The organism is Escherichia sp. Marseille-Q3837 (genome assembly GCF_916618735.1).
GTDB lineage: Bacteria > Pseudomonadota > Gammaproteobacteria > Enterobacterales > Enterobacteriaceae > Escherichia > Escherichia ruysiae.
Genome location: NZ_CAKAKC010000001.1, coordinates 113,815 through 139,187, shown reverse-complemented (window position 1 = coordinate 139,187; position 25,373 = coordinate 113,815). Strand labels below are relative to the sequence as shown.

At 52.9% G+C, this 25,373-nt stretch carries 22 protein-coding genes; all 22 read left to right on the top strand.

Going from position 1 to position 25,373, the window contains the following annotated elements:
* The first annotated feature begins 3 nt into the window (after positions 1–3).
* On the top strand, positions 4–1,728 hold the full coding sequence (gene ilvI / locus LG381_RS00625; RefSeq protein ID WP_225761905.1) for an acetolactate synthase 3 large subunit: 1,725 nt from the start codon (positions 4–6) through the stop codon (positions 1,726–1,728).
* A gap of 2 nt (positions 1,729–1,730) precedes the next feature.
* Positions 1,731–2,222, top strand: coding sequence for an acetolactate synthase small subunit (gene ilvN / locus LG381_RS00620; RefSeq protein ID WP_010355142.1), 492 nt, complete (start codon positions 1,731–1,733; stop codon positions 2,220–2,222).
* A gap of 11 nt (positions 2,223–2,233) precedes the next feature.
* Positions 2,234–2,320 carry a hypothetical protein gene (locus LG381_RS00615; RefSeq protein ID WP_032224418.1) on the top strand — a complete coding sequence of 29 codons (87 nt, stop codon included), beginning with the start codon at positions 2,234–2,236 and terminating at the stop codon, positions 2,318–2,320.
* Between the two features lie 81 nt (positions 2,321–2,401).
* Positions 2,402–3,406, top strand: a complete 1,005-nt coding sequence (cra, locus tag LG381_RS00610) for a catabolite repressor/activator (protein WP_000762401.1) — start codon at positions 2,402–2,404, stop codon at positions 3,404–3,406.
* Positions 3,407–4,007: 601 nt separating this feature from the next.
* Entirely contained in the window at positions 4,008–4,466 is a 459-nt protein-coding gene (mraZ, locus tag LG381_RS00605; RefSeq protein WP_000488288.1) for a division/cell wall cluster transcriptional repressor MraZ, read from the top strand.
* Position 4,467: 1 nt separating this feature from the next.
* Positions 4,468–5,409: a 16S rRNA (cytosine(1402)-N(4))-methyltransferase RsmH gene (gene rsmH / locus LG381_RS00600; RefSeq protein WP_000970479.1), complete on the top strand. Its 942-nt coding sequence runs from the start codon at positions 4,468–4,470 to the stop codon at positions 5,407–5,409.
* Entirely contained in the window at positions 5,406–5,771 is a 366-nt protein-coding gene (gene ftsL, locus LG381_RS00595; protein WP_000625658.1) for a cell division protein FtsL, read from the top strand. Before rsmH ends, ftsL begins: the two co-directional genes overlap by 4 nt.
* 15 nt (positions 5,772–5,786) lie before the next feature.
* Positions 5,787–7,553 (top strand): peptidoglycan glycosyltransferase FtsI, encoded by a 1,767-nt coding sequence (gene ftsI, locus LG381_RS00590; protein ID WP_000642204.1) that lies wholly within the window; start codon positions 5,787–5,789, stop codon positions 7,551–7,553.
* Positions 7,540–9,027 carry a UDP-N-acetylmuramoyl-L-alanyl-D-glutamate--2,6-diaminopimelate ligase gene (gene murE, locus LG381_RS00585; protein WP_105290133.1) on the top strand — a complete coding sequence of 496 codons (1,488 nt, stop codon included), beginning with the start codon at positions 7,540–7,542 and terminating at the stop codon, positions 9,025–9,027. The genes ftsI and murE overlap by 14 nt, the downstream gene beginning before the upstream one ends.
* The gene (gene murF, locus LG381_RS00580) at positions 9,024–10,382 is read left to right on the top strand and encodes a UDP-N-acetylmuramoyl-tripeptide--D-alanyl-D-alanine ligase (protein WP_225761904.1); all 1,359 of its coding nucleotides are present in this window, start codon (positions 9,024–9,026) and stop codon (positions 10,380–10,382) included. The genes murE and murF overlap by 4 nt, the downstream gene beginning before the upstream one ends.
* Positions 10,376–11,458 carry a phospho-N-acetylmuramoyl-pentapeptide-transferase gene (gene mraY / locus LG381_RS00575; RefSeq protein WP_000964122.1) on the top strand — a complete coding sequence of 361 codons (1,083 nt, stop codon included), beginning with the start codon at positions 10,376–10,378 and terminating at the stop codon, positions 11,456–11,458. The genes murF and mraY overlap by 7 nt, the downstream gene beginning before the upstream one ends.
* Before the next feature lie 2 nt (positions 11,459–11,460).
* Entirely contained in the window at positions 11,461–12,777 is a 1,317-nt protein-coding gene (gene murD / locus LG381_RS00570; RefSeq protein ID WP_000796424.1) for a UDP-N-acetylmuramoyl-L-alanine--D-glutamate ligase, read from the top strand.
* Positions 12,777–14,021, top strand: a complete 1,245-nt coding sequence (ftsW, locus tag LG381_RS00565) for a cell division protein FtsW (RefSeq protein ID WP_010345404.1) — start codon at positions 12,777–12,779, stop codon at positions 14,019–14,021. Before murD ends, ftsW begins: the two co-directional genes overlap by 1 nt.
* Complete coding sequence (murG, locus tag LG381_RS00560) at positions 14,018–15,085, top strand: undecaprenyldiphospho-muramoylpentapeptide beta-N-acetylglucosaminyltransferase (RefSeq protein WP_000016572.1); 1,068 nt, start codon at positions 14,018–14,020, stop codon at positions 15,083–15,085. Before ftsW ends, murG begins: the two co-directional genes overlap by 4 nt.
* 53 nt (positions 15,086–15,138) lie before the next feature.
* Positions 15,139–16,614, top strand: coding sequence for a UDP-N-acetylmuramate--L-alanine ligase (gene murC / locus LG381_RS00555; protein ID WP_001096083.1), 1,476 nt, complete (start codon positions 15,139–15,141; stop codon positions 16,612–16,614).
* The gene (gene ddlB, locus LG381_RS00550; RefSeq protein ID WP_032224424.1) at positions 16,607–17,527 is read left to right on the top strand and encodes a D-alanine--D-alanine ligase; all 921 of its coding nucleotides are present in this window, start codon (positions 16,607–16,609) and stop codon (positions 17,525–17,527) included. The genes murC and ddlB overlap by 8 nt, the downstream gene beginning before the upstream one ends.
* Position 17,528: 1 nt before the next feature.
* Entirely contained in the window at positions 17,529–18,359 is an 831-nt protein-coding gene (gene ftsQ, locus LG381_RS00545) for a cell division protein FtsQ (protein ID WP_000075731.1), read from the top strand.
* A complete protein-coding gene (gene ftsA / locus LG381_RS00540) occupies positions 18,356–19,618 on the top strand; it encodes a cell division protein FtsA (protein ID WP_000588474.1) in 1,263 nt (420 codons plus the stop codon). Before ftsQ ends, ftsA begins: the two co-directional genes overlap by 4 nt.
* A 60-nt stretch (positions 19,619–19,678) precedes the next feature.
* The gene (gene ftsZ / locus LG381_RS00535) at positions 19,679–20,830 is read left to right on the top strand and encodes a cell division protein FtsZ (protein WP_000462777.1); all 1,152 of its coding nucleotides are present in this window, start codon (positions 19,679–19,681) and stop codon (positions 20,828–20,830) included.
* 100 nt (positions 20,831–20,930) lie between these two features.
* Positions 20,931–21,848, top strand: coding sequence for a UDP-3-O-acyl-N-acetylglucosamine deacetylase (lpxC, locus tag LG381_RS00530; protein WP_000595482.1), 918 nt, complete (start codon positions 20,931–20,933; stop codon positions 21,846–21,848).
* A 230-nt stretch (positions 21,849–22,078) separates the two neighbouring features.
* The gene (gene secM, locus LG381_RS00525) at positions 22,079–22,591 is read left to right on the top strand and encodes a secA translation cis-regulator SecM (RefSeq protein WP_225761903.1); all 513 of its coding nucleotides are present in this window, start codon (positions 22,079–22,081) and stop codon (positions 22,589–22,591) included.
* A gap of 61 nt (positions 22,592–22,652) precedes the next feature.
* Positions 22,653–25,358, top strand: coding sequence for a preprotein translocase subunit SecA (gene secA / locus LG381_RS00520; protein WP_000905801.1), 2,706 nt, complete (start codon positions 22,653–22,655; stop codon positions 25,356–25,358).
* The last annotated feature ends 15 nt before the right edge of the window (positions 25,359–25,373 follow it).

The following is a 25,373-nucleotide window of genomic DNA, read 5'->3' as shown; positions in this document are numbered from 1 at the left end:
GCCATGGAGATGTTGTCTGGAGCCGAGATGGTCGTCCGATCGCTTATCGATCAGGGCGTTAAGCAAGTATTCGGTTATCCCGGAGGCGCGGTCCTTGATATTTACGATGCATTGCATACCGTGGGCGGTATTGATCACGTATTAGTTCGTCATGAGCAGGCAGCGGTACATATGGCCGATGGCCTGGCGCGCGCGACCGGAGAAGTGGGCGTTGTGCTGGTGACATCGGGTCCTGGAGCCACCAACGCAATTACCGGTATCGCCACCGCCTATATGGACTCCATTCCGCTGGTTATCCTTTCCGGGCAGGTGGCAACCTCGCTGATAGGTTACGATGCCTTTCAGGAGTGTGACATGGTGGGAATTTCCCGGCCGGTGGTTAAACACAGTTTTCTGGTTAAGCAAACGGAAGACATTCCGCAGGTGCTGAAAAAGGCTTTCTGGCTGGCGGCAAGCGGGCGTCCTGGTCCGGTGGTGGTTGATTTACCGAAAGATATTCTTAATCCGGCGAACAAATTACCTTACGTCTGGCCGGAATCGGTCAGTATGCGCTCGTATAACCCGACAACGTTGGGTCATAAAGGGCAGATTAAACGTGCACTACAAACGCTGGCTGCGGCGAAAAAACCGGTCGTTTACGTAGGCGGTGGCGCAGTGACTGCGGCTTGCCATCAACAACTCAAACAGATTATTGAGCAACTTAATCTTCCTGTCGTCTCGTCATTAATGGGATTAGGCGCGTTTCCGGCAACGCATCGTCAGGCGCTGGGAATGTTGGGAATGCACGGCACTTACGAAGCCAATATGACAATGCATAATGCCGATGTCATTTTTGCGGTTGGTGTACGCTTTGACGATCGCACTACTAACAATCTGGCAAAGTACTGCCCGAATGCGACGGTGTTACATATTGATATTGATCCAACCTCTATCTCAAAAACCGTGACCGCCGACATCCCGATCGTTGGCGATGCGCGGCTGGTGTTGGATCAAATGCTGGAGTTGTTATCACAAGAAACGTCTTCGCAACCACTGGATGAGATCCGCGACTGGTGGCAGAAAATTGAACAGTGGCGCGCTCGCCAGTGCCTGAAATACGACACTCAGAGCGAAAAGATTAAACCGCAGGCGGTGATAGAGACGCTCTGGCGACTGACGAAGGGGGACGCTTACGTTACGTCCGACGTCGGGCAGCACCAGATGTTCGCCGCACTTTATTATCCTTTCGACAAACCGCGTCGCTGGATCAACTCCGGTGGCCTCGGCACCATGGGGTTTGGTTTACCTGCGGCGCTGGGCGTCAAAATGGCGTTGCCGGAAGAAACTGTGGTCTGCGTTACTGGCGACGGCAGTATTCAGATGAATATTCAGGAGCTGTCTACAGCCTTGCAATACGAGCTTCCGGTGCTGGTGGTGAATCTTAATAACCGCTATCTGGGGATGGTGAAACAGTGGCAGGACATGATCTATTCCGGCCGTCATTCACAATCTTATATGCAATCTCTGCCAGATTTCGTCCGCCTGGCAGAAGCCTATGGTCATGTTGGTATCCAGATTTCGCGCCCGGATGAGCTGGAAAGTAAACTTGGCGAGGCGCTGGAACAGGTACGAAATAATCGCCTGGTATTTGTTGATGTCACCGTCGATGGCAGTGAGCACGTTTATCCGATGCAGATTCGCGGGGGCGGAATGGATGAAATGTGGTTAAGCAAAACGGAGAGAACCTGATTATGCGCCGGATATTATCAGTATTACTCGAAAATGAATCAGGCGCGTTATCCCGCGTGATCGGCCTTTTTGCCCAGCGTGGCTATAACATTGAAAGCCTGACCGTTGCGCCAACCGACGATCCGACATTATCGCGTATGACCATCCAGACCGTGGGCGATGAAAAAGTGCTTGAGCAAATCGAAAAGCAATTACACAAGCTGGTCGATGTGTTGCGCGTGAGCGAGCTGGGGCAGGGCGCGCACGTTGAGCGGGAGATTATGCTGGTGAAAATTCAGGCCAGCGGCTATGGACGTGACGAAGTGAAACGCAATACGGAAATATTTCGTGGGCAAATCATTGATGTCACGCCTTCGCTTTATACCGTTCAACTGGCAGGCACCAGCGATAAACTCGACGCATTTTTAGCATCGATTCGCGATGTGGCGAAAATTGTTGAAGTTGCCCGCTCCGGCGTCGTCGGTCTTTCGCGCGGCGATAAAATAATGCGTTGAGAATGATCTCAATGTGCAATTTGCAGCCCAATAAGTCACGTTGGGCTTTTTTTGCGAATTTAGTAGGAACCTGGAATAAAAGCAGTTGCCGCAGTTAATTTTCTGCGCTTAGATGTTAATGAATTTAATCCATACCAGTACAATGGTTATGGTTTTTACATTTTACGCAAGGGGCAATTGTGAAACTGGATGAAATCGCTCGGCTGGCGGGAGTGTCGCGGACCACTGCAAGCTATGTTATTAACGGCAAAGCGAAGCAATACCGTGTGAGCGACAAAACCGTTGAGAAAGTCATGGCAGTGGTGCGTGAGCACAATTACCACCCGAATGCCGTGGCGGCTGGGCTTCGTGCTGGACGCACACGTTCTATTGGTCTTGTTATCCCCGATCTTGAGAACACAAGTTATACCCGCATTGCTAACTATCTTGAACGCCAGGCGCGTCAACGCGGCTATCAGCTACTCATTGCTTGTTCCGAAGATCAGCCAGACAACGAAATGCGTTGTATTGAGCATCTTTTACAGCGTCAGGTCGATGCCATCATTGTTTCGACTTCGCTGCCGCCAGAGCATCCTTTCTATCAACGCTGGGCTAATGACCCGTTCCCAATTGTCGCGCTGGATCGCGCCCTCGATCGTGAACATTTCACCAGCGTGGTTGGTGCCGACCAGGATGATGCCGAAATGTTGGCGGAAGAGTTACGTAAGTTTCCGGCCGAAACGGTACTTTATCTTGGCGCGCTGCCGGAGCTTTCTGTCAGCTTCCTGCGTGAGCAGGGTTTCCGAACTGCCTGGAAAGATGATCCGCGCGAAGTGCATTTCCTTTATGCCAATAGCTATGAGCGGGAAGCTGCTGCCCAGTTATTCGAAAAATGGCTGGAAACGCATCCGATGCCGCAGGCGCTGTTCACTACCTCTTTTGCATTGTTGCAGGGAGTGATGGATGTCACGTTGCGTCGCGATGGTAAACTGCCTTCCGATCTGGCGATTGCCACCTTTGGCGATAACGAATTGCTCGACTTCTTACAATGTCCTGTGCTGGCCGTGGCTCAGCGTCATCGGGATGTCGCTGAGCGCGTGCTGGAGATTGTCCTGGCGAGTCTGGACGAGCCGCGTAAGCCAAAACCAGGCTTAACGCGCATCAAACGAAATCTCTATCGTCGCGGCGTACTCAGTCGTAGCTAAACGTTAAACAAAAAATGATGCGCCGGTTGATTGCGACTGGCGCATTGAGTACGTAATTGGACATCAATATCCTTTATGTAAATAAGACTATTCCTGACTATTATCCATAAGACCTTCTAAATATCTCACCAATTAACTTCATTCGATGTGCTTAATGATAATTAAGTCGTAACGATGGATTGCGATTGCATTATTTTGTTACATGCAAATCGGCAATTGCCGATTAAACAAACACTTTTCTAATCTTTTACGCAAAGTCGCTGACGTCAGGCATGGCGCGTGCGCAACAGGGACTGTTATCCGGGGGCGATATGTCCTAAAATGCCGCTCGCGTCGCAAACTGACACTTTATATTTTCATTAAGGAAAAAGAAGTCGTTTTTAAAACGGTAATGATGAGTGGGATTTTTTCTTACAACTATTCATAACGTTAATTTGCTTCGTTCGTTGGGCGATTTTTAAACAATGCAGATATTAGTCGTAAACATCGGGTTTTTTGCTTCGGTAAGGAATGTTCCTGGCTTGACAAGCTTTTCCTCCGCTCCGTAAACTCCTTTTAGTGGGAATTTGTGGGATAAAGTGGTAATTGGGGGAAGACTGGCATGTTCCGGGGAGCAACGTTAGTCAATCTCGACAGTAAAGGGCGCTTATCGGTGCCCACCCGTTATCGGGAAGAGCTGCTCGGGAACGCTGCCGGTCAAATGGTGTGTACCATTGACATTCATCACCCATGTCTGCTGCTTTACCCCCTTCCTGAATGGGAAATTATCGAGCAAAAATTATCGCGTCTGTCGAGCATGAACCCGGTTGAGCGCCGTGTGCAGCGCCTTCTGTTAGGTCATGCCAGCGAATGTCAGATGGATGGCGCAGGTCGATTGTTAATCGCGCCAGTACTGCGGCAACATGCCGGGCTGACAAAAGAAGTGATGTTGGTTGGACAGTTCAATAAGTTTGAACTGTGGGATGAAACAACCTGGCATCAACAAGTCAGGGAAGATATCGACGCAGAACAGTTGGCTACCGAAAACTTATCGGAGCGGCTGCAGGACTTGTCTCTATAAAATGATGGAAAACTATAAACACACTACGGTGCTGCTGGATGAAGCCGTAAATGGCCTCAATATCCGTCCTGACGGTATCTACATTGATGGAACTTTTGGTCGCGGTGGTCACTCACGTCTGATCCTCTCGCAGCTTGGCGAAGAGGGACGTTTGCTGGCGATCGATCGCGATCCGCAGGCTATTGCCGTTGCGAAGACTATTGATGATCCGCGCTTCTCCATCATACATGGACCTTTCTCCGCGCTGGGCGAATATGTCGCCGAGCGTGATCTTATCGGCAAGATTGACGGCATTCTCCTCGATCTTGGCGTCTCTTCACCACAACTCGATGATGCTGAACGCGGTTTTTCCTTTATGCGCGATGGCCCGCTGGACATGCGTATGGATCCGACGCGCGGTCAATCCGCTGCCGAATGGCTACAAACTGCCGAAGAAGCCGATATCGCCTGGGTATTGAAAACGTATGGCGAAGAACGTTTCGCTAAACGTATTGCGCGCGCCATTGTCGAGCGTAACCGCGAACAGCCGATGACACGCACCAAAGAACTGGCAGAAGTGGTGGCGGCGGCAACGCCGGTGAAGGACAAATTCAAACATCCCGCGACCCGTACCTTCCAGGCGGTGCGCATCTGGGTAAACAGTGAACTGGAGGAGATAGAGCAGGCGCTAAAAAGCTCGCTCAACGTGCTGGCGCCAGGTGGGCGGCTTTCGATCATCAGTTTTCATTCGCTGGAAGACCGTATTGTGAAACGCTTTATGCGTGAAAACAGTCGTGGTCCGCAGGTTCCGGCAGGATTACCGATGACCGAAGAGCAGCTCAAAAAACTGGGTGGCCGTCAGTTGCGAGCACTAGGCAAGTTGATGCCGGGCGAAGAAGAGGTGGCAGAGAACCCTCGCGCCCGTAGTTCAGTTCTGCGTATTGCAGAGAGGACGAACGCATGATCAGCAGAGTGACAGAAGCTCTAAGCAAAGTTAAAGGATCGATGGGAAGTCACGAGCGCCATGCCTTGCCTGGCGTCATTGGTGACGATCTTTTGCGATTTGGGAAGCTGCCACTCTGCCTGTTCATTTGCATTATTTTGACGGCGGTGACTGTGGTGACCACAGCACACCATACCCGTTTGCTGACCGCTCAGCGCGAACAATTGGTGCTGGAGCGAGACGCTTTAGACATTGAATGGCGCAACCTGATTCTTGAAGAGAATGCGCTCGGCGATCATAGCCGGGTGGAAAGGATCGCCACGGAGAAGCTGCAAATGCAGCATGTCGATCCATCACAAGAAAATATCGTAGTGCAAAAATAAGGATAAACGCGACGCATGAAAGCAGCGGCGAAAACGCAGAAACCAAAACGTCAGGAAGAACATGCCAACTTTATCAGTTGGCGTTTTGCGTTGTTATGCGGCTGTATTTTACTGGCGCTGGCTTTTCTGCTCGGGCGCGTAGCGTGGTTACAGGTTATCTCCCCGGATATGCTGGTTAAAGAGGGCGACATGCGCTCTCTTCGCGTTCAACAAGTATCCACCTCACGCGGCATGATTACTGACCGCTCTGGTCGCCCATTAGCAGTAAGTGTGCCGGTAAAAGCGATCTGGGCTGACCCAAAAGAAGTGCATGACGCTGGCGGTATCAGCGTCGGTGACCGCTGGAAGGCGCTGGCTAACGCGCTTAACATTCCGCTGGATCAGCTCTCAGCCCGCATTAACGCCAACCCGAAAGGACGCTTTATTTATCTGGCGCGTCAGGTAAACCCTGACATGGCGGACTACATCAAGAAACTAAAACTACCGGGGATTCATCTGCGTGAAGAATCTCGCCGTTATTATCCGTCTGGCGAAGTGACCGCTCACCTCATCGGCTTTACCAACGTCGATAGTCAGGGGATTGAGGGTGTCGAGAAGAGTTTCGATAAATGGCTTACCGGGCAGCCGGGCGAACGCATTGTGCGAAAAGACCGCTACGGTCGCGTAATTGAAGATATTTCTTCCACCGACAGCCAGGCAGCGCACAACCTTGCGCTGAGTATTGATGAACGCCTGCAGGCGCTGGTTTATCGCGAACTGAACAACGCGGTGGCCTTTAACAAGGCGGAATCCGGTAGTGCCGTGCTGGTGGATGTCAACACCGGTGAAGTGCTGGCGATGGCTAACAGCCCGTCATATAACCCAAACAATCTGAGTGGCACGCCGAAAGAGGCGATGCGTAACCGTACCATCACCGACGTCTTTGAACCGGGTTCAACCGTCAAGCCGATGGTGGTGATGACTGCGCTGCAACGCGGCGTCGTGCGGGAAAACTCGGTACTGAATACCGTTCCTTATCGAATTAACGGCCACGAAATCAAAGACGTGGCGCGCTACAGCGAATTAACCCTGACCGGGGTATTACAGAAGTCGAGTAACGTCGGTGTTTCCAAGCTGGCGTTAGCGATGCCGTCCTCAGCGTTAGTAGACACTTACTCACGTTTTGGACTGGGAAAAGCGACCAATTTGGGGTTGGTCGGAGAACGCAGTGGCTTATATCCTCAAAAACAACGGTGGTCTGACATAGAGAGGGCCACCTTCTCTTTCGGCTACGGGCTAATGGTAACACCGTTACAGTTAGCGCGAGTCTACGCAACTATCGGCAGCTACGGCATTTATCGCCCGCTGTCGATTACTAAAGTTGACCCCCCGGTTCCCGGTGAACGTGTCTTCCCGGAATCCATTGTTCGCACCGTGGTGCATATGATGGAAAGCGTGGCGCTACCGGGCGGCGGTGGCGTGAAGGCGGCGATTAAAGGCTATCGTATCGCCATTAAAACCGGTACTGCGAAAAAGGTCGGGCCGGATGGTCGCTACATCAATAAATATATTGCTTATACCGCAGGCGTTGCGCCTGCGAGTCAGCCGCGCTTCGCGCTGGTTGTTGTTATCAACGATCCGCAGGCGGGTAAATACTACGGCGGCGCCGTTTCCGCGCCGGTCTTTGGTGCCATCATGGGCGGCGTATTGCGCACCATGAACATCGAGCCGGATGCGCTGACAACGGGCGATAAAAATGAATTTGTGATTAATCAAGGCGAGGGGACAGGTGGCAGATCGTAATTTGCGCGACCTTCTTGCTCCGTGGGTGCCAGACGCACCTTCGCGAGCACTGCGAGAGATGACACTCGACAGCCGTGTGGCTGCGGCGGGCGATCTCTTTGTAGCTGTAGTAGGTCATCAGGCGGACGGGCGTCGATATATCCCGCAGGCGATAGCGCAAGGTGTGGCTGCCATTATTGCAGAGGCGAAAGATGAGGCGACCGACGGTGAAATCCGTGAAATGCACGGCGTACCGGTCATCTATCTCAGCCAGCTCAATGAGCGTTTATCTGCACTGGCGGGCCGCTTTTACCATGAACCCTCTGACAATTTACGTCTCGTGGGCGTAACGGGCACCAACGGCAAAACCACGACTACCCAGCTTCTGGCGCAGTGGAGCCAACTGCTTGGCGAAACCAGCGCGGTAATGGGCACCGTTGGTAACGGCCTGCTGGGGAAAGTCATCCCGACGGAAAATACAACCGGATCGGCAGTTGACGTTCAGCATGAGCTGGCGGGGCTGGTGGATCAGGGCGCGACTTTTTGCGCGATGGAAGTTTCCTCCCACGGGCTGGTACAGCACCGTGTGGCGGCATTGAAATTTGCGGCATCGGTCTTTACTAATTTAAGCCGCGATCACCTTGATTATCATGGTGATATGGAACACTACGAAGCGGCGAAATGGTTGCTTTATTCTGAACATCATTGCGGTCAGGCAATTGTTAACGCTGATGATGAAGTGGGTCGTCGCTGGTTGGCAAAACTGCCGGACGCGGTTGCGGTGTCGATGGAAGACAATATCAATCCGAACGGTCATGGCCGCTGGTTGAAAGCGATCGACGTGAACTATCACGACAGTGGCGCGACTATTCGCTTTAGCTCAAGTTGGGGCGATGGGGAAATAGAAAGCCGCTTGATGGGCGCTTTTAACGTCAGCAACCTGATGCTGGCGCTGGCGACACTGCTGGCGCTGGGCTATCCGCTGGCCGATCTGCTGAAAACCGCCGCGCGTCTGCAACCGGTTTGCGGACGTATGGAAGTGTTCACCGCACCAGGCAAACCGACGGTGGTGGTGGATTACGCGCATACGCCGGATGCACTGGAAAAAGCCTTACAGGCGGCGCGCCTGCACTGTGCGGGCAAGCTGTGGTGCGTCTTCGGCTGCGGCGGCGATCGTGATAAAGGCAAACGTCCACTGATGGGCGCAATTGCTGAAGAATTTGCTGACGTGGCGGTGGTGACGGACGATAACCCGCGTACCGAAGAACCGCGCGCTATCATCAACGATATTCTGGCGGGAATGTTAGACGCCGGACATGTCAAAGTGATGGAAGGCCGCGCTGAAGCGGTAACGTGCGCCGTTATGCAGGCTAAAGAGAATGATGTGGTGCTGGTCGCGGGCAAAGGCCATGAAGATTATCAGATTGTTGGCAATCAGCGTCTGGACTACTCCGATCGCGTCACGGTGGCGCGTCTGCTGGGGGTGATTGCATGATTAGCGTAACCCTTAGCCAACTTACCGATATTCTCAACGGTGAACTGCAAGGTGCAGATATCACCCTTGATGCTGTAACCACTGACACGCGAAAACTGACGCCGGGCTGCCTGTTTGTTGCCCTGAAAGGCGAACGTTTCGATGCTCATGACTTTGCTGACCAGGCGAAAGCTGGCGGCGCGGGCGCACTACTGGTTAGCCGTCCGCTGGATATCGATCTGCCGCAGTTAATCGTTAAAGATACGCGTCTGGCGTTTGGTGAACTGGCTGCATGGGTTCGCCAGCAAGTTCCGGCGCGCGTGGTTGCTCTGACAGGTTCCTCCGGCAAAACCTCCGTTAAAGAGATGACGGCGGCGATTTTAAGCCAGTGCGGCAACACGCTTTATACGGCAGGCAATCTCAACAACGACATCGGCGTGCCGATGACGCTGTTGCGCTTAACGCCGGAATACGATTACGCAGTTATTGAACTTGGCGCGAACCATCAGGGCGAAATTGCCTGGACTGTGAGTCTGACTCGCCCGGAAGCGGCGCTGGTCAACAACCTGGCAGCGGCGCATCTGGAAGGTTTTGGCTCGCTTGCGGGTGTCGCGAAAGCGAAAGGTGAAATCTTTAGCGGCCTGCCGGAAAACGGTATCGCCATTATGAACGCCGACAACAACGACTGGCTGAACTGGCAGAGCGTAATTGGCTCACGCAAAGTGTGGCGTTTCTCACCCAATGCCGCCAACAGCGATTTCACCGCCACCAATATCCATGTGACTTCGCACGGTACGGAATTTACCCTGCAAACCCCAACAGGTAGCGTCGATGTTCTGCTGCCGTTGCCGGGGCGTCACAATATTGCGAATGCGCTGGCAGCCGCTGCGCTCTCCATGTCCGTGGGCGCAACGCTTGATGCTATCAAAGCGGGGCTGGCAAATCTGAAAGCTGTTCCAGGCCGTCTGTTCCCCATCCAACTGGCAGAAAACCAGTTGCTGCTCGACGACTCCTACAACGCCAATGTCGGTTCAATGACCGCAGCAGTCCAGGTACTGGCTGAAATGCCGGGCTACCGCGTGCTGGTGGTGGGCGATATGGCGGAACTGGGCGCTGAAAGCGAAGCCTGCCATGTACAGGTGGGCGAAGCGGCAAAAGCGGCGGGCATTGACCGTGTATTAAGCGTGGGAAAACAAAGCCATGCTATCAGCACCGCCAGCGGTGTTGGCGAACATTTTGCTGATAAATCCGCGTTAATTACGCGTCTTAAGTCACTGATTGCAGAGCAACAGGTGATTACGATTTTAGTTAAGGGTTCACGTAGTGCTGCCATGGAAGAGGTAGTACGCGCTTTACAGGAGAATGGGACATGTTAGTTTGGCTGGCCGAACATTTGGTCAAATATTATTCCGGCTTTAACGTCTTTTCCTATCTGACGTTTCGCGCCATCGTCAGCCTGCTGACCGCGCTGTTCATCTCATTGTGGATGGGGCCGCGCATGATTGCTCATCTGCAAAAACTCTCCTTTGGTCAGGTGGTGCGTAACGATGGCCCGGAATCGCACTTCAGCAAGCGCGGTACGCCGACTATGGGCGGGATTATGATCCTGACGGCGATTGTGATCTCCGTACTGCTGTGGGCTTACCCGTCTAACCCGTATGTCTGGTGCGTACTGGTGGTGCTGGTTGGTTACGGCATCATTGGCTTCGTTGATGACTATCGCAAAGTCGTGCGCAAAGACACCAAAGGGTTGATCGCACGCTGGAAGTATTTCTGGATGTCGGTCATTGCGCTGGGTGTTGCTTTCGCTTTGTACCTTGCCGGGAAAGACACGCCAGCAACGCAACTGGTTGTACCGTTCTTTAAAGATGTGATGCCGCAGTTAGGTTTGTTCTACATCCTGCTGGCCTACTTCGTTATTGTCGGCACCGGTAACGCGGTAAACCTGACCGATGGTCTTGATGGCCTGGCGATTATGCCGACCGTATTTGTCGCTGGTGGTTTTGCGCTGGTGGCGTGGGCGACCGGCAACATGAACTTTGCCAGCTATTTACACATACCGTATCTGCGACATGCAGGGGAACTGGTCATTGTCTGTACCGCGATAGTCGGAGCAGGGCTGGGCTTCCTGTGGTTTAACACCTATCCGGCACAGGTCTTTATGGGCGATGTTGGTTCGCTGGCATTAGGCGGCGCGTTGGGCATTATCGCCGTACTGCTGCGTCAGGAATTCCTGCTGGTGATTATGGGCGGCGTGTTTGTCGTCGAAACCCTGTCGGTTATTTTGCAAGTCGGCTCCTTTAAACTGCGCGGGCAACGTATTTTCCGCATGGCGCCGATTCATCACCACTATGAACTGAAAGGCTGGCCGGAACCGCGCGTCATTGTGCGTTTCTGGATTATTTCGCTGATGCTGGTCCTGATTGGTCTGGCAACGCTGAAGGTACGTTAATCATGGCTGATTACCTGGGTAAAAATGTCGTTATTATCGGCCTGGGCCTCACCGGGCTTTCTTGCGTGGACTTTTTCCTTGCTCGCGGCGTGACGCCGCGCGTAATGGATACGCGTATGACACCGCCTGGCCTGGATAAATTACCCGAAGCGGTGGAGCGCCATACAGGCGGTCTCAATGATGAATGGCTGATGGCGGCAGATCTGATTGTCGCCAGCCCCGGCATTGCGCTGGCGCATCCGTCCCTAAGCGCCGCTGCCGATGCCGGAATTGAAATTGTTGGCGATATCGAGCTGTTCTGCCGCGAAGCACAAGCGCCGATTGTGGCGATCACCGGTTCTAACGGCAAAAGCACTGTCACTACCTTAGTGGGCGAAATGGCGAAAGCAGCAGGTGTTAACGTTGGCGTGGGTGGCAACATTGGCCTGCCAGCCTTGATGCTGCTGGATGCTGAGTGCGAACTGTACGTGCTGGAACTGTCAAGCTTCCAGCTGGAAACGACTTCCAGCTTACAGGCGGTGGCGGCGACCATTCTGAACGTGACTGAAGATCATATGGATCGCTATCCATTTGGTTTACAGCAGTATCGTGCGGCAAAACTGCGTATTTACGAAAACGCAAAAGTTTGCGTGGTTAATGCCGATGATGCCTTAACGATGCCGATTCGCGGTGCAGATGAACGTTGTGTCAGCTTCGGCGTCAATATGGGTGACTATCACCTGAACCATCAGCAGGGTGAAACCTGGCTGCGGGTGAAAGGCGAGAAAGTGTTGAACGTGAAAGAGATGAAACTTTCCGGGCAGCATAACTACACCAATGCGCTGGCAGCACTGGCGCTGGCAGATGCCGCAGGGTTACCGCGTGCCAGCAGCCTGAAAGCATTAACCACCTTTACCGGTCTGCCGCATCGCTTTGAAGTGGTGCTGGAGCATAACGGTGTGCGCTGGATTAACGATTCGAAAGCGACCAACGTCGGTAGTACCGAAGCGGCGCTGAATGGCCTGCACGTAGACGGCACGCTGCATTTGTTGCTGGGCGGCGATGGTAAATCGGCAGACTTCAGCCCACTGGCGCGCTATCTGAATGGCGATAACGTGCGTCTGTATTGTTTCGGTCGTGATGGCGCACAGTTGGCGGCGTTACGCCCGGAAGTGGCAGAGCAAACCGAAACGATGGAACAGGCGATGCGCTTGCTGGCTCCGCGTGTTCAGCCTGGCGATATGGTTCTGCTCTCCCCGGCATGTGCCAGCCTTGATCAGTTCAAGAACTTTGAACAACGAGGCAATGAGTTTGCTCGTCTGGCGAAGGAGTTAGGTTGATGCGTTTATCTCTCCCTCGCCTGAAAATGCCGCGCCTGCCGGGATTCAGTATCCTGGTCTGGATCTCCACGGCGCTAAAGGGCTGGGTGATGGGCTCGCGGGAAAAAGATACCGACAGCCTGATCATGTACGATCGCACCTTGCTGTGGCTGACCTTCGGCCTCGCGGCGATTGGCTTTATCATGGTGACCTCGGCGTCAATGCCCATAGGGCAACGCTTAACCAACGATCCGTTCTTCTTCGCGAAGCGTGATGGCGTCTATCTGATCCTGGCGTTCATTCTGGCGATCATTACGCTGCGTCTGCCGATGGAGTTCTGGCAACGCTACAGTGCCACGATGCTGCTCGGATCAATCATCCTGTTGATGATCGTGCTGGTGGTGGGTAGCTCGGTTAAAGGGGCATCGCGTTGGATCGATCTTGGCTTGTTGCGTATCCAGCCAGCCGAACTGACCAAGCTGTCGCTGTTTTGCTATATCGCCAACTATCTGGTGCGCAAAGGCGACGAAGTGCGTAATAACCTGCGTGGCTTCCTGAAACCGATGGGCGTGATTCTGGTGCTGGCGGTGTTGCTGCTGGCGCAGCCAGACCTCGGTACGGTGGTGGTGCTGTTTGTGACCACGCTGGCAATGCTATTCCTGGCGGGGGCGAAATTGTGGCAGTTCATTGCCATTATCGGTATGGGGATTTCAGCGGTTGTGTTGCTGATCCTCGCTGAACCGTACCGTATCCGCCGTGTTACCGCATTCTGGAACCCGTGGGAAGATCCCTTCGGCAGCGGCTATCAGTTAACGCAATCGCTGATGGCGTTTGGTCGCGGCGAACTGTGGGGGCAAGGTTTAGGTAACTCGGTACAAAAACTGGAGTATCTGCCGGAAGCGCACACTGACTTTATTTTCGCCATTATCGGCGAAGAACTGGGGTATATCGGTGTGGTGCTGGCGCTTTTAATGGTATTCTTCGTCGCTTTTCGCGCGATGTCGATTGGTCGTAAAGCGTTAGAAATTGACCATCGTTTTTCCGGTTTTCTCGCTTGTTCAATTGGCATCTGGTTTAGTTTCCAGGCACTGGTTAACGTAGGCGCGGCGGCAGGGATGTTACCGACTAAAGGTTTGACATTGCCGCTAATCAGTTACGGTGGTTCGAGCTTACTGATTATGTCAACAGCCATCATGATGCTGTTGCGTATTGATTATGAAACGCGTCTGGAGAAAGCGCAGGCGTTTGTACGAGGTTCACGATGAGTGGTCAAGGGAAGCGATTAATGGTGATGGCTGGCGGCACTGGCGGACATGTGTTCCCGGGGCTTGCGGTTGCGCATCATTTAATGGCCCAGGGGTGGCAAGTTCGCTGGCTGGGTACTGCCGATCGTATGGAAGCGGACTTAGTACCGAAGCACGGTATCGAGATCGACTTTATTCGTATCTCTGGTCTACGCGGTAAGGGTATTAAAGCGTTACTCGCAGCTCCGTTGCGTATCTTTAACGCCTGGCGTCAGGCGCGGGCGATTATGAAAGCGTATAAACCTGACGTGGTGCTCGGTATGGGCGGCTACGTTTCAGGCCCAGGAGGTCTGGCCGCGTGGTCGTTAGGCATTCCTGTTGTACTTCATGAACAAAACGGTATTGCGGGCTTAACCAATAAATGGCTGGCGAAGATTGCGACCAAAGTGATGCAGGCGTTTCCAGGCGCTTTCCCTAATGCGGAAGTGGTGGGTAATCCTGTTCGTACCGATGTGCTGGCGCTGCCGTTGCCGCAGCAACGTTTGGCTGGACGTGAAGGTCCGGTTCGTGTGTTGGTAGTGGGTGGTTCTCAGGGCGCACGCATTCTTAACCAGACAATGCCGCTGGTTGCAGCAAAGCTGGGCGATTCAGTCACTATCTGGCATCAGAGCGGCAAAGGTTCGCAACAATCCGTTGAACAAGCGTATGCCGAAGCAGGGCAACCGCAGCATAAAGTGACGGAATTTATTGATGATATGGCGGCGGCGTATGCGTGGGCGGATGTTGTCGTTTGCCGCTCTGGTGCGTTGACGGTGAGTGAAATCGCTGCGGCGGGGTTACCAGCATTGTTTGTGCCGTTTCAGCATAAAGACCGCCAGCAATACTGGAATGCACTGCCGCTGGAAAAAGCGGGCGCAGCCAAAATTATCGAGCAACCACAGCTTACTGTGGATGCTGTCGCCAACACCCTGGCCGGGTGGTCGCGAGAAACCTTATTAACCATGGCAGAACGCGCCCGTGCTGCATCCATCCCGGATGCCACCGAGCGAGTGGCAAATGAAGTGAGCCGGGCTGCCCGGGCGTAATTGTGGCGATGCCTTTTGCATCGCATGAATTTGAGAAGTTAATGGCGTAAAGAATGAATACACAACAATTGGCAAAACTGCGTTACATCGTGCCCGAAATGCGTCGCGTTCGGCACATTCACTTTGTCGGCATCGGTGGTGCCGGTATGGGCGGTATTGCCGAAGTTCTGGCCAATGAAGGGTATCAGATCAGTGGTTCAGATTTAGCGCCAAATCCGGTCACGCAGCAGTTAATGAATCTGGGGGCGACGATTTACTTCAACCATCGCCCGGAAAACGTGCGCGACGCCAGCGTGGTCGTTGTTTCCAGTGCAATTTCTGCTGACAACCCTGAGATTGTTGCCGCCCATGAAGCGCGTATTCCGGTGATCCGTCGCGCGGAAATGCTGGCTGAGTTAATGCGTTTTCGTCATGGCATCGCCATTGCCGGAACGCACGGCAAAACGACAACCACCGCGATGGTTTCCAGCATCTATGCGGAAGCGGGTCTCGATCCAACTTTCGTTAACGGTGGGCTGGTAAAAGCGGCTGGCGTTCATGCACGTTTGGGGCATGGCCGCTACCTGATTGCCGAAGCGGATGAGAGCGATGCATCGTTCCTGCATCTGCAACCCATGGTGGCGATTGTCACCAATATCGAAGCCGACCATATGGATACCTACCAGGGCGACTTTGAGAATTTAAAACAGACCTTTATTAATTTTCTGCACAACCTGCCGTTTTATGGGCGTGCGGTAATGTGTGTTGACGATCCGGTGATCCGCGAATTGTTACCGCGCGTGGGGCGTCAGACCACAACTTACGGCTTCAGCGAAGATGCCGACGTGCGTGTAGAAGATTATCAGCAGATTGGTCCGCAGGGACACTTTACGCTGCTACGCCAGGACAAAGAGCCAATGCGCGTAACCCTGAATGCGCCTGGTCGTCATAATGCGCTGAACGCGGCGGCTGCGGTTGCGGTTGCTACGGAAGAGGGGATTGACGACGACGCTATTCTGCGTGCGCTGGAGAGCTTCCAGGGAACCGGTCGTCGCTTCGATTTCCTCGGTGAATTCCCGCTGGAGCCGGTCAACGGTAAAAGTGGTACAGCAATGCTGGTCGATGACTACGGTCACCACCCGACCGAAGTGGACGCCACCATTAAGGCGGCGCGTGCAGGCTGGCCGGATAAAAACCTGGTAATGCTGTTTCAGCCGCACCGTTTTACCCGTACGCGCGACCTGTATGATGATTTCGCCAATGTGCTGACGCAGGTTGATACCCTGTTGATGCTGGAAGTGTATCCGGCTGGCGAAGCGCCAATTCCGGGAGCGGACAGCCGTTCGCTGTGTCGCACGATTCGTGGACGTGGGAAAATTGACCCCATTCTGGTGCCGGACCCGGCGCAGGTAGCCGAGATGCTAGCACCGGTATTAACCGGTAACGACCTGATTCTCGTTCAGGGGGCTGGTAATATCGGAAAAATTGCCCGTTCTTTAGCTGAAATCAAACTGAAGCCGCAAACTCCGGAGGAAGAACAACATGACTGATAAAATCGCGGTTCTGTTGGGCGGAACCTCCGCAGAACGGGAAGTTTCTTTGAACTCTGGTGCCGCAGTGTTAGCCGGGCTGCGCGAAGGCGGCGTCGACGCGCATCCTGTCGACCCGAAAGAAGTTGACGTGACGCAACTGAAATCGATGGGATTTCAGAAAGTATTTATCGCTCTGCACGGGCGCGGCGGTGAAGACGGCACATTGCAGGGGATGCTTGAGCTGATGGGACTGCCTTATACCGGCAGCGGAGTGATGGCATCTGCGCTTTCAATGGATAAACTACGCAGCAAACTGCTGTGGCAAGGTGCTGGTTTACCCGTAGCGCCGTGGGTAGCGTTAACCCGCGCAGAGTTTGAAAAAGGCATTAGCGATAAGCAGTTAGCCGAAATTTCTGCTCTGGGTTTACCATTAATCGTTAAGCCGAGCCGCGAAGGTTCCAGCGTGGGAATGTCAAAAGTAGTAGCAGAAAATGCTCTACAAGATGCATTAAGATTGGCATTTCAGCACGATGAAGAAGTATTGATTGAAAAATGGCTAAGTGGGCCGGAGTTCACTGTTGCGATACTCGGTGAAGAAATTTTACCGTCAATACGTATTCAACCCGCCGGAACCTTCTATGATTATGAGGCGAAGTATCTCTCTGATGAGACACAGTATTTCTGCCCCGCAGGTTTAGACGCGGCACAAGAGGCCAATTTGCAGGCATTAGTGCTGAAAGCATGGACGACTTTAGGTTGCAAAGGATGGGGGCGTATTGATGTCATGCTGGACAGCGATGGACAGTTTTATCTGCTGGAAGCCAATACCTCTCCGGGTATGACCAGCCACAGTCTGGTGCCGATGGCGGCACGTCAGGCAGGCTTAAGCTTCTCGCAGTTGGTAGTACGAATTCTGGAACTGGCGGACTAATATGTCGCAGGCTGCTCTGAACACGCGAAACAGTGAAGAAGAAATTTCTTCTCACCGCAATAATGGAACGCGTCTGGCGGGGATACTTTTCCTGTTGACGGTTTTAACGACTGTGTTGGTGAGCGGCTGGGTCGTGTTGGGCTGGATGGAAGATGCGCAACGCCTGCCGCTCTCAAAGCTGGTGTTGACCGGTGAACGCCATTACACGCGTAATGACGATATCCGGCAGTCGATCCTGGCATTGGGTGAGCCGGGTACTTTTATGACTCAGGATGTCAACATCATCCAGACGCAAATTGAACAACGCCTGCCGTGGATTAAGCAGGTGAGCGTCAGAAAGCAGTGGCCTGATGAATTGAAGATTCATCTGGTTGAATATGTGCCGATTGCGCGGTGGAATGATCAACATATGGTAGACGCCGAAGGAAACACCTTCAGCGTGCCGCCAGATCGCACCAGCAAGCAGGTGCTCCCGATGTTGTATGGCCCGGAAGGCAGCGCCAATGAAGTGTTGCAGGGTTATCGCGAAATGGGGCAAATGCTGGCAAAGGACAGATTTACTCTGAAGGAAGCGGCAATGACCGCGCGGCGTTCCTGGCAGTTGACGCTGAATAACGATATTAAGCTCAACCTTGGCCGGGGCGATACGATGAAACGTTTGGCTCGCTTTGTAGAACTTTATCCGGTTTTACAGCAGCAGGCGCAAACCGATGGCAAACGGATTAGCTACGTTGATTTGCGTTATGACTCTGGAGCGGCAGTAGGCTGGGCGCCCTTGCCGCCGGAGGAATCTACTCAGCAACAAAATCAGGCACAGGCAGAACAACAATGATCAAGGCGACGGACAGAAAACTGGTAGTAGGACTGGAGATCGGCACCGCGAAGGTTGCCGCTTTAGTAGGGGAAGTTCTGCCCGACGGTATGGTCAATATCATTGGTGTGGGCAGCTGCCCGTCACGTGGTATGGATAAAGGCGGGGTTAACGACCTCGAATCTGTGGTCAAATGCGTACAACGCGCCATTGACCAGGCAGAATTGATGGCAGATTGCCAGATCTCTTCGGTATATCTGGCGCTTTCTGGTAAGCACATCAGCTGCCAGAATGAAATTGGTATGGTGCCCATTTCTGAAGAAGAAGTGACGCAAGAAGATGTGGAAAACGTCGTCCATACCGCGAAATCGGTGCGTGTGCGCGATGAACATCGTGTGTTGCATGTGATCCCGCAAGAATATGCGATTGACTATCAGGAAGGGATCAAAAATCCGGTAGGACTTTCGGGCGTGCGAATGCAGGCAAAAGTGCACCTGATCACATGTCACAACGATATGGCGAAAAACATCGTCAAAGCGGTTGAACGTTGTGGGCTGAAAGTTGACCAACTGATATTTGCCGGACTGGCATCAAGTTATTCGGTATTGACGGAAGACGAACGTGAACTGGGAGTCTGCGTCGTCGATATCGGTGGTGGTACAATGGATATCGCCGTTTATACCGGTGGGGCATTGCGCCACACCAAGGTAATTCCTTATGCTGGCAATGTGGTGACCAGCGACATTGCCTATGCCTTTGGCACGCCGCCAAGCGACGCCGAAGCGATTAAAGTTCGCCATGGCTGCGCGTTGGGTTCCATCGTCGGTAAAGATGAGAGCGTGGAAGTGCCGAGCGTAGGTGGGCGACCACCGCGTAGTCTGCAACGTCAGACGCTGGCGGAGGTGATTGAGCCACGGTATACCGAGTTGCTCAACCTGGTCAACGAAGAGATATTGCAGCTCCAGGAAAAGCTTCGCCAACAAGGCGTGAAACATCACCTGGCGGCGGGCATTGTATTAACCGGTGGCGCGGCGCAGATCGAAGGACTTGCCGCCTGCGCTCAGCGCGTGTTTCATACGCAGGTGCGTATTGGCGCGCCGCTGAATATCACCGGTTTAACTGATTATGCTCAGGAGCCGTATTACTCGACGGCTGTGGGATTGCTTCACTACGGGAAAGAGTCACATCTTAACGGTGAAGCGGAAGTAGAAAAACGTGTTACAGCATCAGTTGGCTCGTGGATCAAGCGACTCAATAGTTGGCTGCGAAAAGAGTTTTAATTTTTATGAGGTCGACGGTGATTACGGCCTCAGGCGACAGGCACATATCGGAGAGAAACTATGTTTGAACCAATGGAACTTACCAACGACGCGGTGATTAAAGTCATCGGCGTCGGCGGCGGCGGCGGTAATGCTGTTGAGCACATGGTGCGTGAGCGCATTGAAGGTGTTGAATTTTTCGCGGTAAATACCGATGCACAGGCGCTGCGTAAAACGGCGGTTGGGCAGACGATTCAGATCGGTAGTGGTATCACCAAAGGACTGGGCGCTGGCGCTAATCCAGAAGTTGGCCGTAATGCGGCTGATGAGGATCGCGATGCACTACGTGCGGCGCTGGAAGGTGCAGACATGGTATTTATTGCAGCAGGTATGGGTGGTGGTACTGGTACAGGTGCTGCGCCGGTCGTTGCTGAAGTGGCAAAAGATTTGGGTATCCTGACCGTTGCTGTCGTGACTAAGCCTTTCAACTTTGAAGGCAAGAAGCGTATGGCCTTCGCGGAGCAGGGGATCACTGAATTGTCCAAGCATGTGGACTCATTGATCACCATCCCGAACGACAAACTGCTGAAAGTGCTGGGGCGCGGTATCTCCCTGCTTGATGCGTTTGGCGCCGCGAACGATGTGCTGAAAGGCGCAGTTCAGGGTATCGCCGAACTGATTACTCGTCCGGGTCTGATGAACGTGGACTTTGCAGACGTACGTACCGTGATGTCTGAAATGGGCTACGCAATGATGGGTTCTGGCGTGGCGAGCGGTGAAGATCGTGCGGAAGAAGCGGCTGAAATGGCTATCTCTTCTCCATTGCTGGAAGACATCGACCTGTCTGGTGCGCGCGGCGTGCTGGTTAACATCACGGCGGGCTTCGACTTGCGTCTGGATGAGTTCGAAACCGTAGGTAACACCATCCGTGCATTTGCTTCGGATAACGCGACTGTGGTTATCGGTACTTCTCTTGACCCGGATATGAACGACGAACTGCGTGTAACCGTGGTTGCAACAGGTATCGGCATGGACAAACGTCCTGAAATCACTCTGGTGACCAATAAACAAGTTCAGCAGCCGGTGATGGATCGTTACCAGCAGCACGGTATGGCACCGCTGACGCAAGAGCAGAAACCGGTAGCTAAAGTGGTGAACGACAATACGCCGCAAACTGCGAAAGAGCCGGATTATCTGGATATCCCAGCTTTCCTGCGTAAGCAAGCTGACTAAGATTAAGCTGGAATTTGGGTTACCAGGCTCTTTGTGCTAAACTGGCCTGCCGAATGTATAGTACACTTCGGTTGGATAGGTAATTTGGCGAGATAATACGATGATCAAACAAAGGACACTTAAACGTATCGTTCAGGCGACGGGTGTCGGTTTACATACCGGCAAGAAAGTCACTCTGACGTTACGCCCTGCGCCGGCCAACACCGGGGTCATCTATCGTCGCACCGACTTGAATCCACCGGTAGATTTTCCGGCCGATGCCAAATCTGTGCGTGATACCATGCTCTGTACGTGTCTGGTCAACGAGCATGATGTACGGATTTCAACCGTTGAGCACCTGAATGCTGCGCTCGCGGGCTTAGGCATCGATAACATTGTTATCGAAGTTAACGCACCGGAAATCCCGATCATGGACGGTAGTGCCGCTCCGTTTGTTTACCTGCTGCTTGATGCGGGTATTGACGAGCTGAACTGCGCCAAGAAATTTGTTCGCATCAAAGAGACTGTTCGTGTCGAAGATGGCGATAAGTGGGCTGAATTTAAGCCATACAATGGTTTTTCGCTGGATTTCACCATCGATTTCAACCATCCGGCTATCGATTCCAGCAATCAACGTTATGCGATGAACTTCTCTGCTGATGCGTTTATGCGCCAGATCAGCCGTGCGCGTACGTTCGGTTTCATGCGTGATATCGAATACCTGCAGTCCCGTGGTTTGTGCCTGGGCGGCAGTTTCGATTGTGCCATCGTTGTTGACGATTATCGCGTACTGAACGAAGACGGTCTGCGTTTTGAAGACGAATTTGTTCGTCACAAAATGCTCGATGCGATCGGTGACTTGTTCATGTGTGGTCACAACATTATTGGTGCATTTACCGCTTATAAATCCGGTCATGCACTGAATAACAAATTGTTGCAGGCTGTCCTGGCAAAACAGGAAGCCTGGGAATATGTGACCTTCCAGGACGACGCAGAACTGCCGTTGGCCTTCAAAGCGCCTTCAGCCGTACTGGCATAACGACATTTATACTGTCGTATAAAATTCGACTGGCAAATCTGGCACTCTCTCCGGCCAGGTGAACCAGTCGTTTTTTTTGAGCTTTTATCAGAGCCGTAAGAAACGGTGCGAACGCTGTTTTCTTAAGCACTTTTACGTACAACTTATCTTCATTCCTGCTGTGGACTTCAGGCTTTAATGATAAGATTTGTGCGCTAAAAACGTTTGAATACGATCGGGATGGCAATAACGTGAGTGGAATACTGACGCGCTGGCGACAGTTTGGTAAACGCTACTTCTGGCCGCATCTCTTGTTAGGGATGGTCGCGGCGAGTTTAGGTTTGCCTGCGCTCAGCAACGCCGCCGAACCAAATGCGCCCGCAAAAGCGACAACCCGCAACCACGAGCCTTCCGCCAAAGTTAACTTTGGTCAGTTGGCCTTGCTGGAAGCGAACACGCGCCGCCCGAACTCAAACTATTCTGTTGATTACTGGCATCAGCACGCAATTCGCACGGTAATCCGTCATCTTTCCTTCGCAATGGCACCGCAAACGCTGCCCGTTGCCGAAGAATCTTTGCCTCTTCAGGCGCAACATCTTGCTTTACTGGATACGCTCAGCGCGCTGCTGACCCAGGAAGGCTCGCCGTCTGAAAATGATTATCGCATTGATTATGCGCATTTTACCCCACAAGCAACATTCAGCACGCCCGTCTGGATAAGCCTGGCGCAAGGCATCCGTGCTGGCCCTCAACGCCTCAGCTAACAACAATAAACCTTTATTTCATTTTATTAACTCCGCAACGCGGGGTGTTTGAGATTTTATTATGCTAATCAAATTATTAACTAAAGTTTTCGGTAGTCGTAACGATCGTACCCTGCGCCGGATGCGCAAAGTGGTGAACATCATCAATGCCATGGAACCGGAGATGGAAAAACTCTCCGACGAAGAACTGAAAGGGAAAACCGCAGAGTTCCGCGCGCGCCTGGAAAAAGGCGAAGTGCTGGAAAATCTGATCCCGGAAGCCTTCGCCGTCGTGCGTGAAGCAAGTAAGCGCGTCTTTGGTATGCGTCACTTCGATGTACAGTTGCTCGGCGGTATGGTTCTTAATGAACGTTGCATCGCGGAAATGCGTACTGGTGAAGGTAAAACCCTGACCGCAACGCTGCCTGCTTACCTGAACGCATTAACCGGTAAAGGTGTGCACGTTGTTACCGTCAACGACTACCTGGCGCAACGTGACGCCGAAAACAACCGTCCGCTGTTTGAATTTCTCGGCCTGACCGTCGGCGTCAACCTGCCGGGAATGCCTGCGCCGGCAAAGCGTGAGGCTTACGCGGCTGACATTACTTACGGTACTAACAATGAATACGGCTTTGACTACCTGCGCGACAACATGGCGTTCAGCCCTGAAGAACGTGTACAGCGTAAACTGCACTATGCGCTGGTGGACGAAGTGGACTCCATCCTGATCGATGAAGCGCGTACACCGCTAATTATTTCCGGCCCGGCTGAAGACAGCTCGGAAATGTATAAACGTGTGAATAAAATCATTCCGCACCTGATCCGTCAGGAAAAAGAAGACTCCGAAACCTTCCAGGGTGAAGGCCACTTCTCGGTTGATGAAAAATCTCGCCAGGTGAACCTGACCGAACGTGGTCTGGTGCTGATTGAAGAACTGCTGGTGAAAGAAGGCATCATGGATGAAGGGGAGTCGCTGTACTCTCCGGCCAACATCATGCTGATGCATCACGTAACGGCGGCGCTGCGCGCTCATGCGCTGTTTACTCGCGACGTCGATTACATCGTTAAAGATGGCGAAGTTATCATCGTTGACGAACACACCGGTCGTACCATGCAGGGGCGTCGCTGGTCCGATGGTCTGCACCAGGCTGTTGAAGCTAAAGAAGGTGTGCAGATCCAGAACGAAAACCAGACGCTGGCTTCTATCACCTTCCAGAACTACTTCCGTCTGTATGAAAAACTGGCAGGGATGACCGGTACTGCTGATACCGAAGCATTCGAATTCAGCTCAATTTACAAGCTGGATACCGTAGTCGTTCCGACCAACCGTCCGATGATTCGTAAAGATTTGCCAGACCTGGTCTACATGACCGAAGCAGAAAAAATTCAGGCGATCATTGAAGATATCAAAGAACGTACTGCGAAAGGTCAGCCGGTGCTGGTGGGTACTATCTCCATCGAAAAATCGGAACTGGTGTCAAATGAGCTGACCAAAGCCGGTATCAAACACAACGTCCTCAACGCCAAATTCCACGCCAACGAAGCGGCGATTGTTGCTCAGGCAGGTTATCCGGCAGCGGTGACCATCGCGACCAACATGGCAGGTCGTGGTACTGACATTGTGCTTGGTGGTAGCTGGCAGGCAGAAGTTGCCGCGCTGGAAAACCCGACCGCAGAGCAAATTGAAAAAATTAAAGCCGACTGGCAGGTACGTCACGATGCGGTACTGGCAGCAGGTGGCCTGCATATCATCGGCACCGAACGTCACGAATCTCGTCGTATCGATAACCAGTTGCGCGGTCGTTCTGGTCGTCAGGGGGATGCTGGTTCTTCCCGTTTCTACCTGTCGATGGAAGATGCGCTGATGCGTATTTTTGCTTCCGACCGAGTATCCGGCATGATGCGTAAACTGGGTATGAAACCAGGCGAAGCCATTGAGCACCCGTGGGTGACCAAAGCGATTGCCAACGCCCAGCGTAAAGTTGAAAGCCGTAACTTCGATATTCGTAAGCAACTGCTGGAATATGATGACGTGGCTAACGACCAGCGTCGCGCCATTTACTCCCAGCGTAACGAACTGCTGGATGTTAGCGATGTGAGCGAAACCATCAACAGCATTCGTGAAGATGTGTTCAAAGCGACCATCGATGCCTACATTCCGCCACAGTCACTGGAAGAAATGTGGGATATTCCGGGTCTGCAGGAACGTCTGAAAAACGATTTCGACCTCGATTTGCCGATTGCCGAGTGGCTGGACAAAGAGCCTGAACTGCATGAAGAGACGCTGCGTGAGCGTATTCTGGCGCAGTCCATCGAAGTGTATCAGCGTAAAGAAGAAGTGGTTGGTGCTGAGATGATGCGTCACTTCGAGAAAGGCGTCATGCTGCAAACGCTTGACTCCCTGTGGAAAGAGCACCTGGCAGCGATGGACTATCTGCGTCAGGGTATCCACCTACGTGGCTATGCACAGAAAGATCCGAAGCAGGAATACAAACGTGAATCGTTCTCCATGTTTGCAGCGATGCTGGAGTCGTTGAAATATGAAGTTATCAGCACGCTGAGCAAAGTCCAGGTACGTATGCCTGAAGAGGTTGAGGAGCTGGAACAACAGCGTCGTATGGAAGCCGAGCGTTTAGCGCAAATGCAGCAGCTTAGCCATCAGGATGACGACTCTGCAGCCGCAGCGGCACTGGCGGCGCAAACCGGTGAGCGCAAAGTAGGACGTAACGATCCTTGCCCGTGCGGTTCTGGTAAAAAATACAAGCAGTGCCATGGTCGCCTGCAATAAAAGCTAACTGTTGAA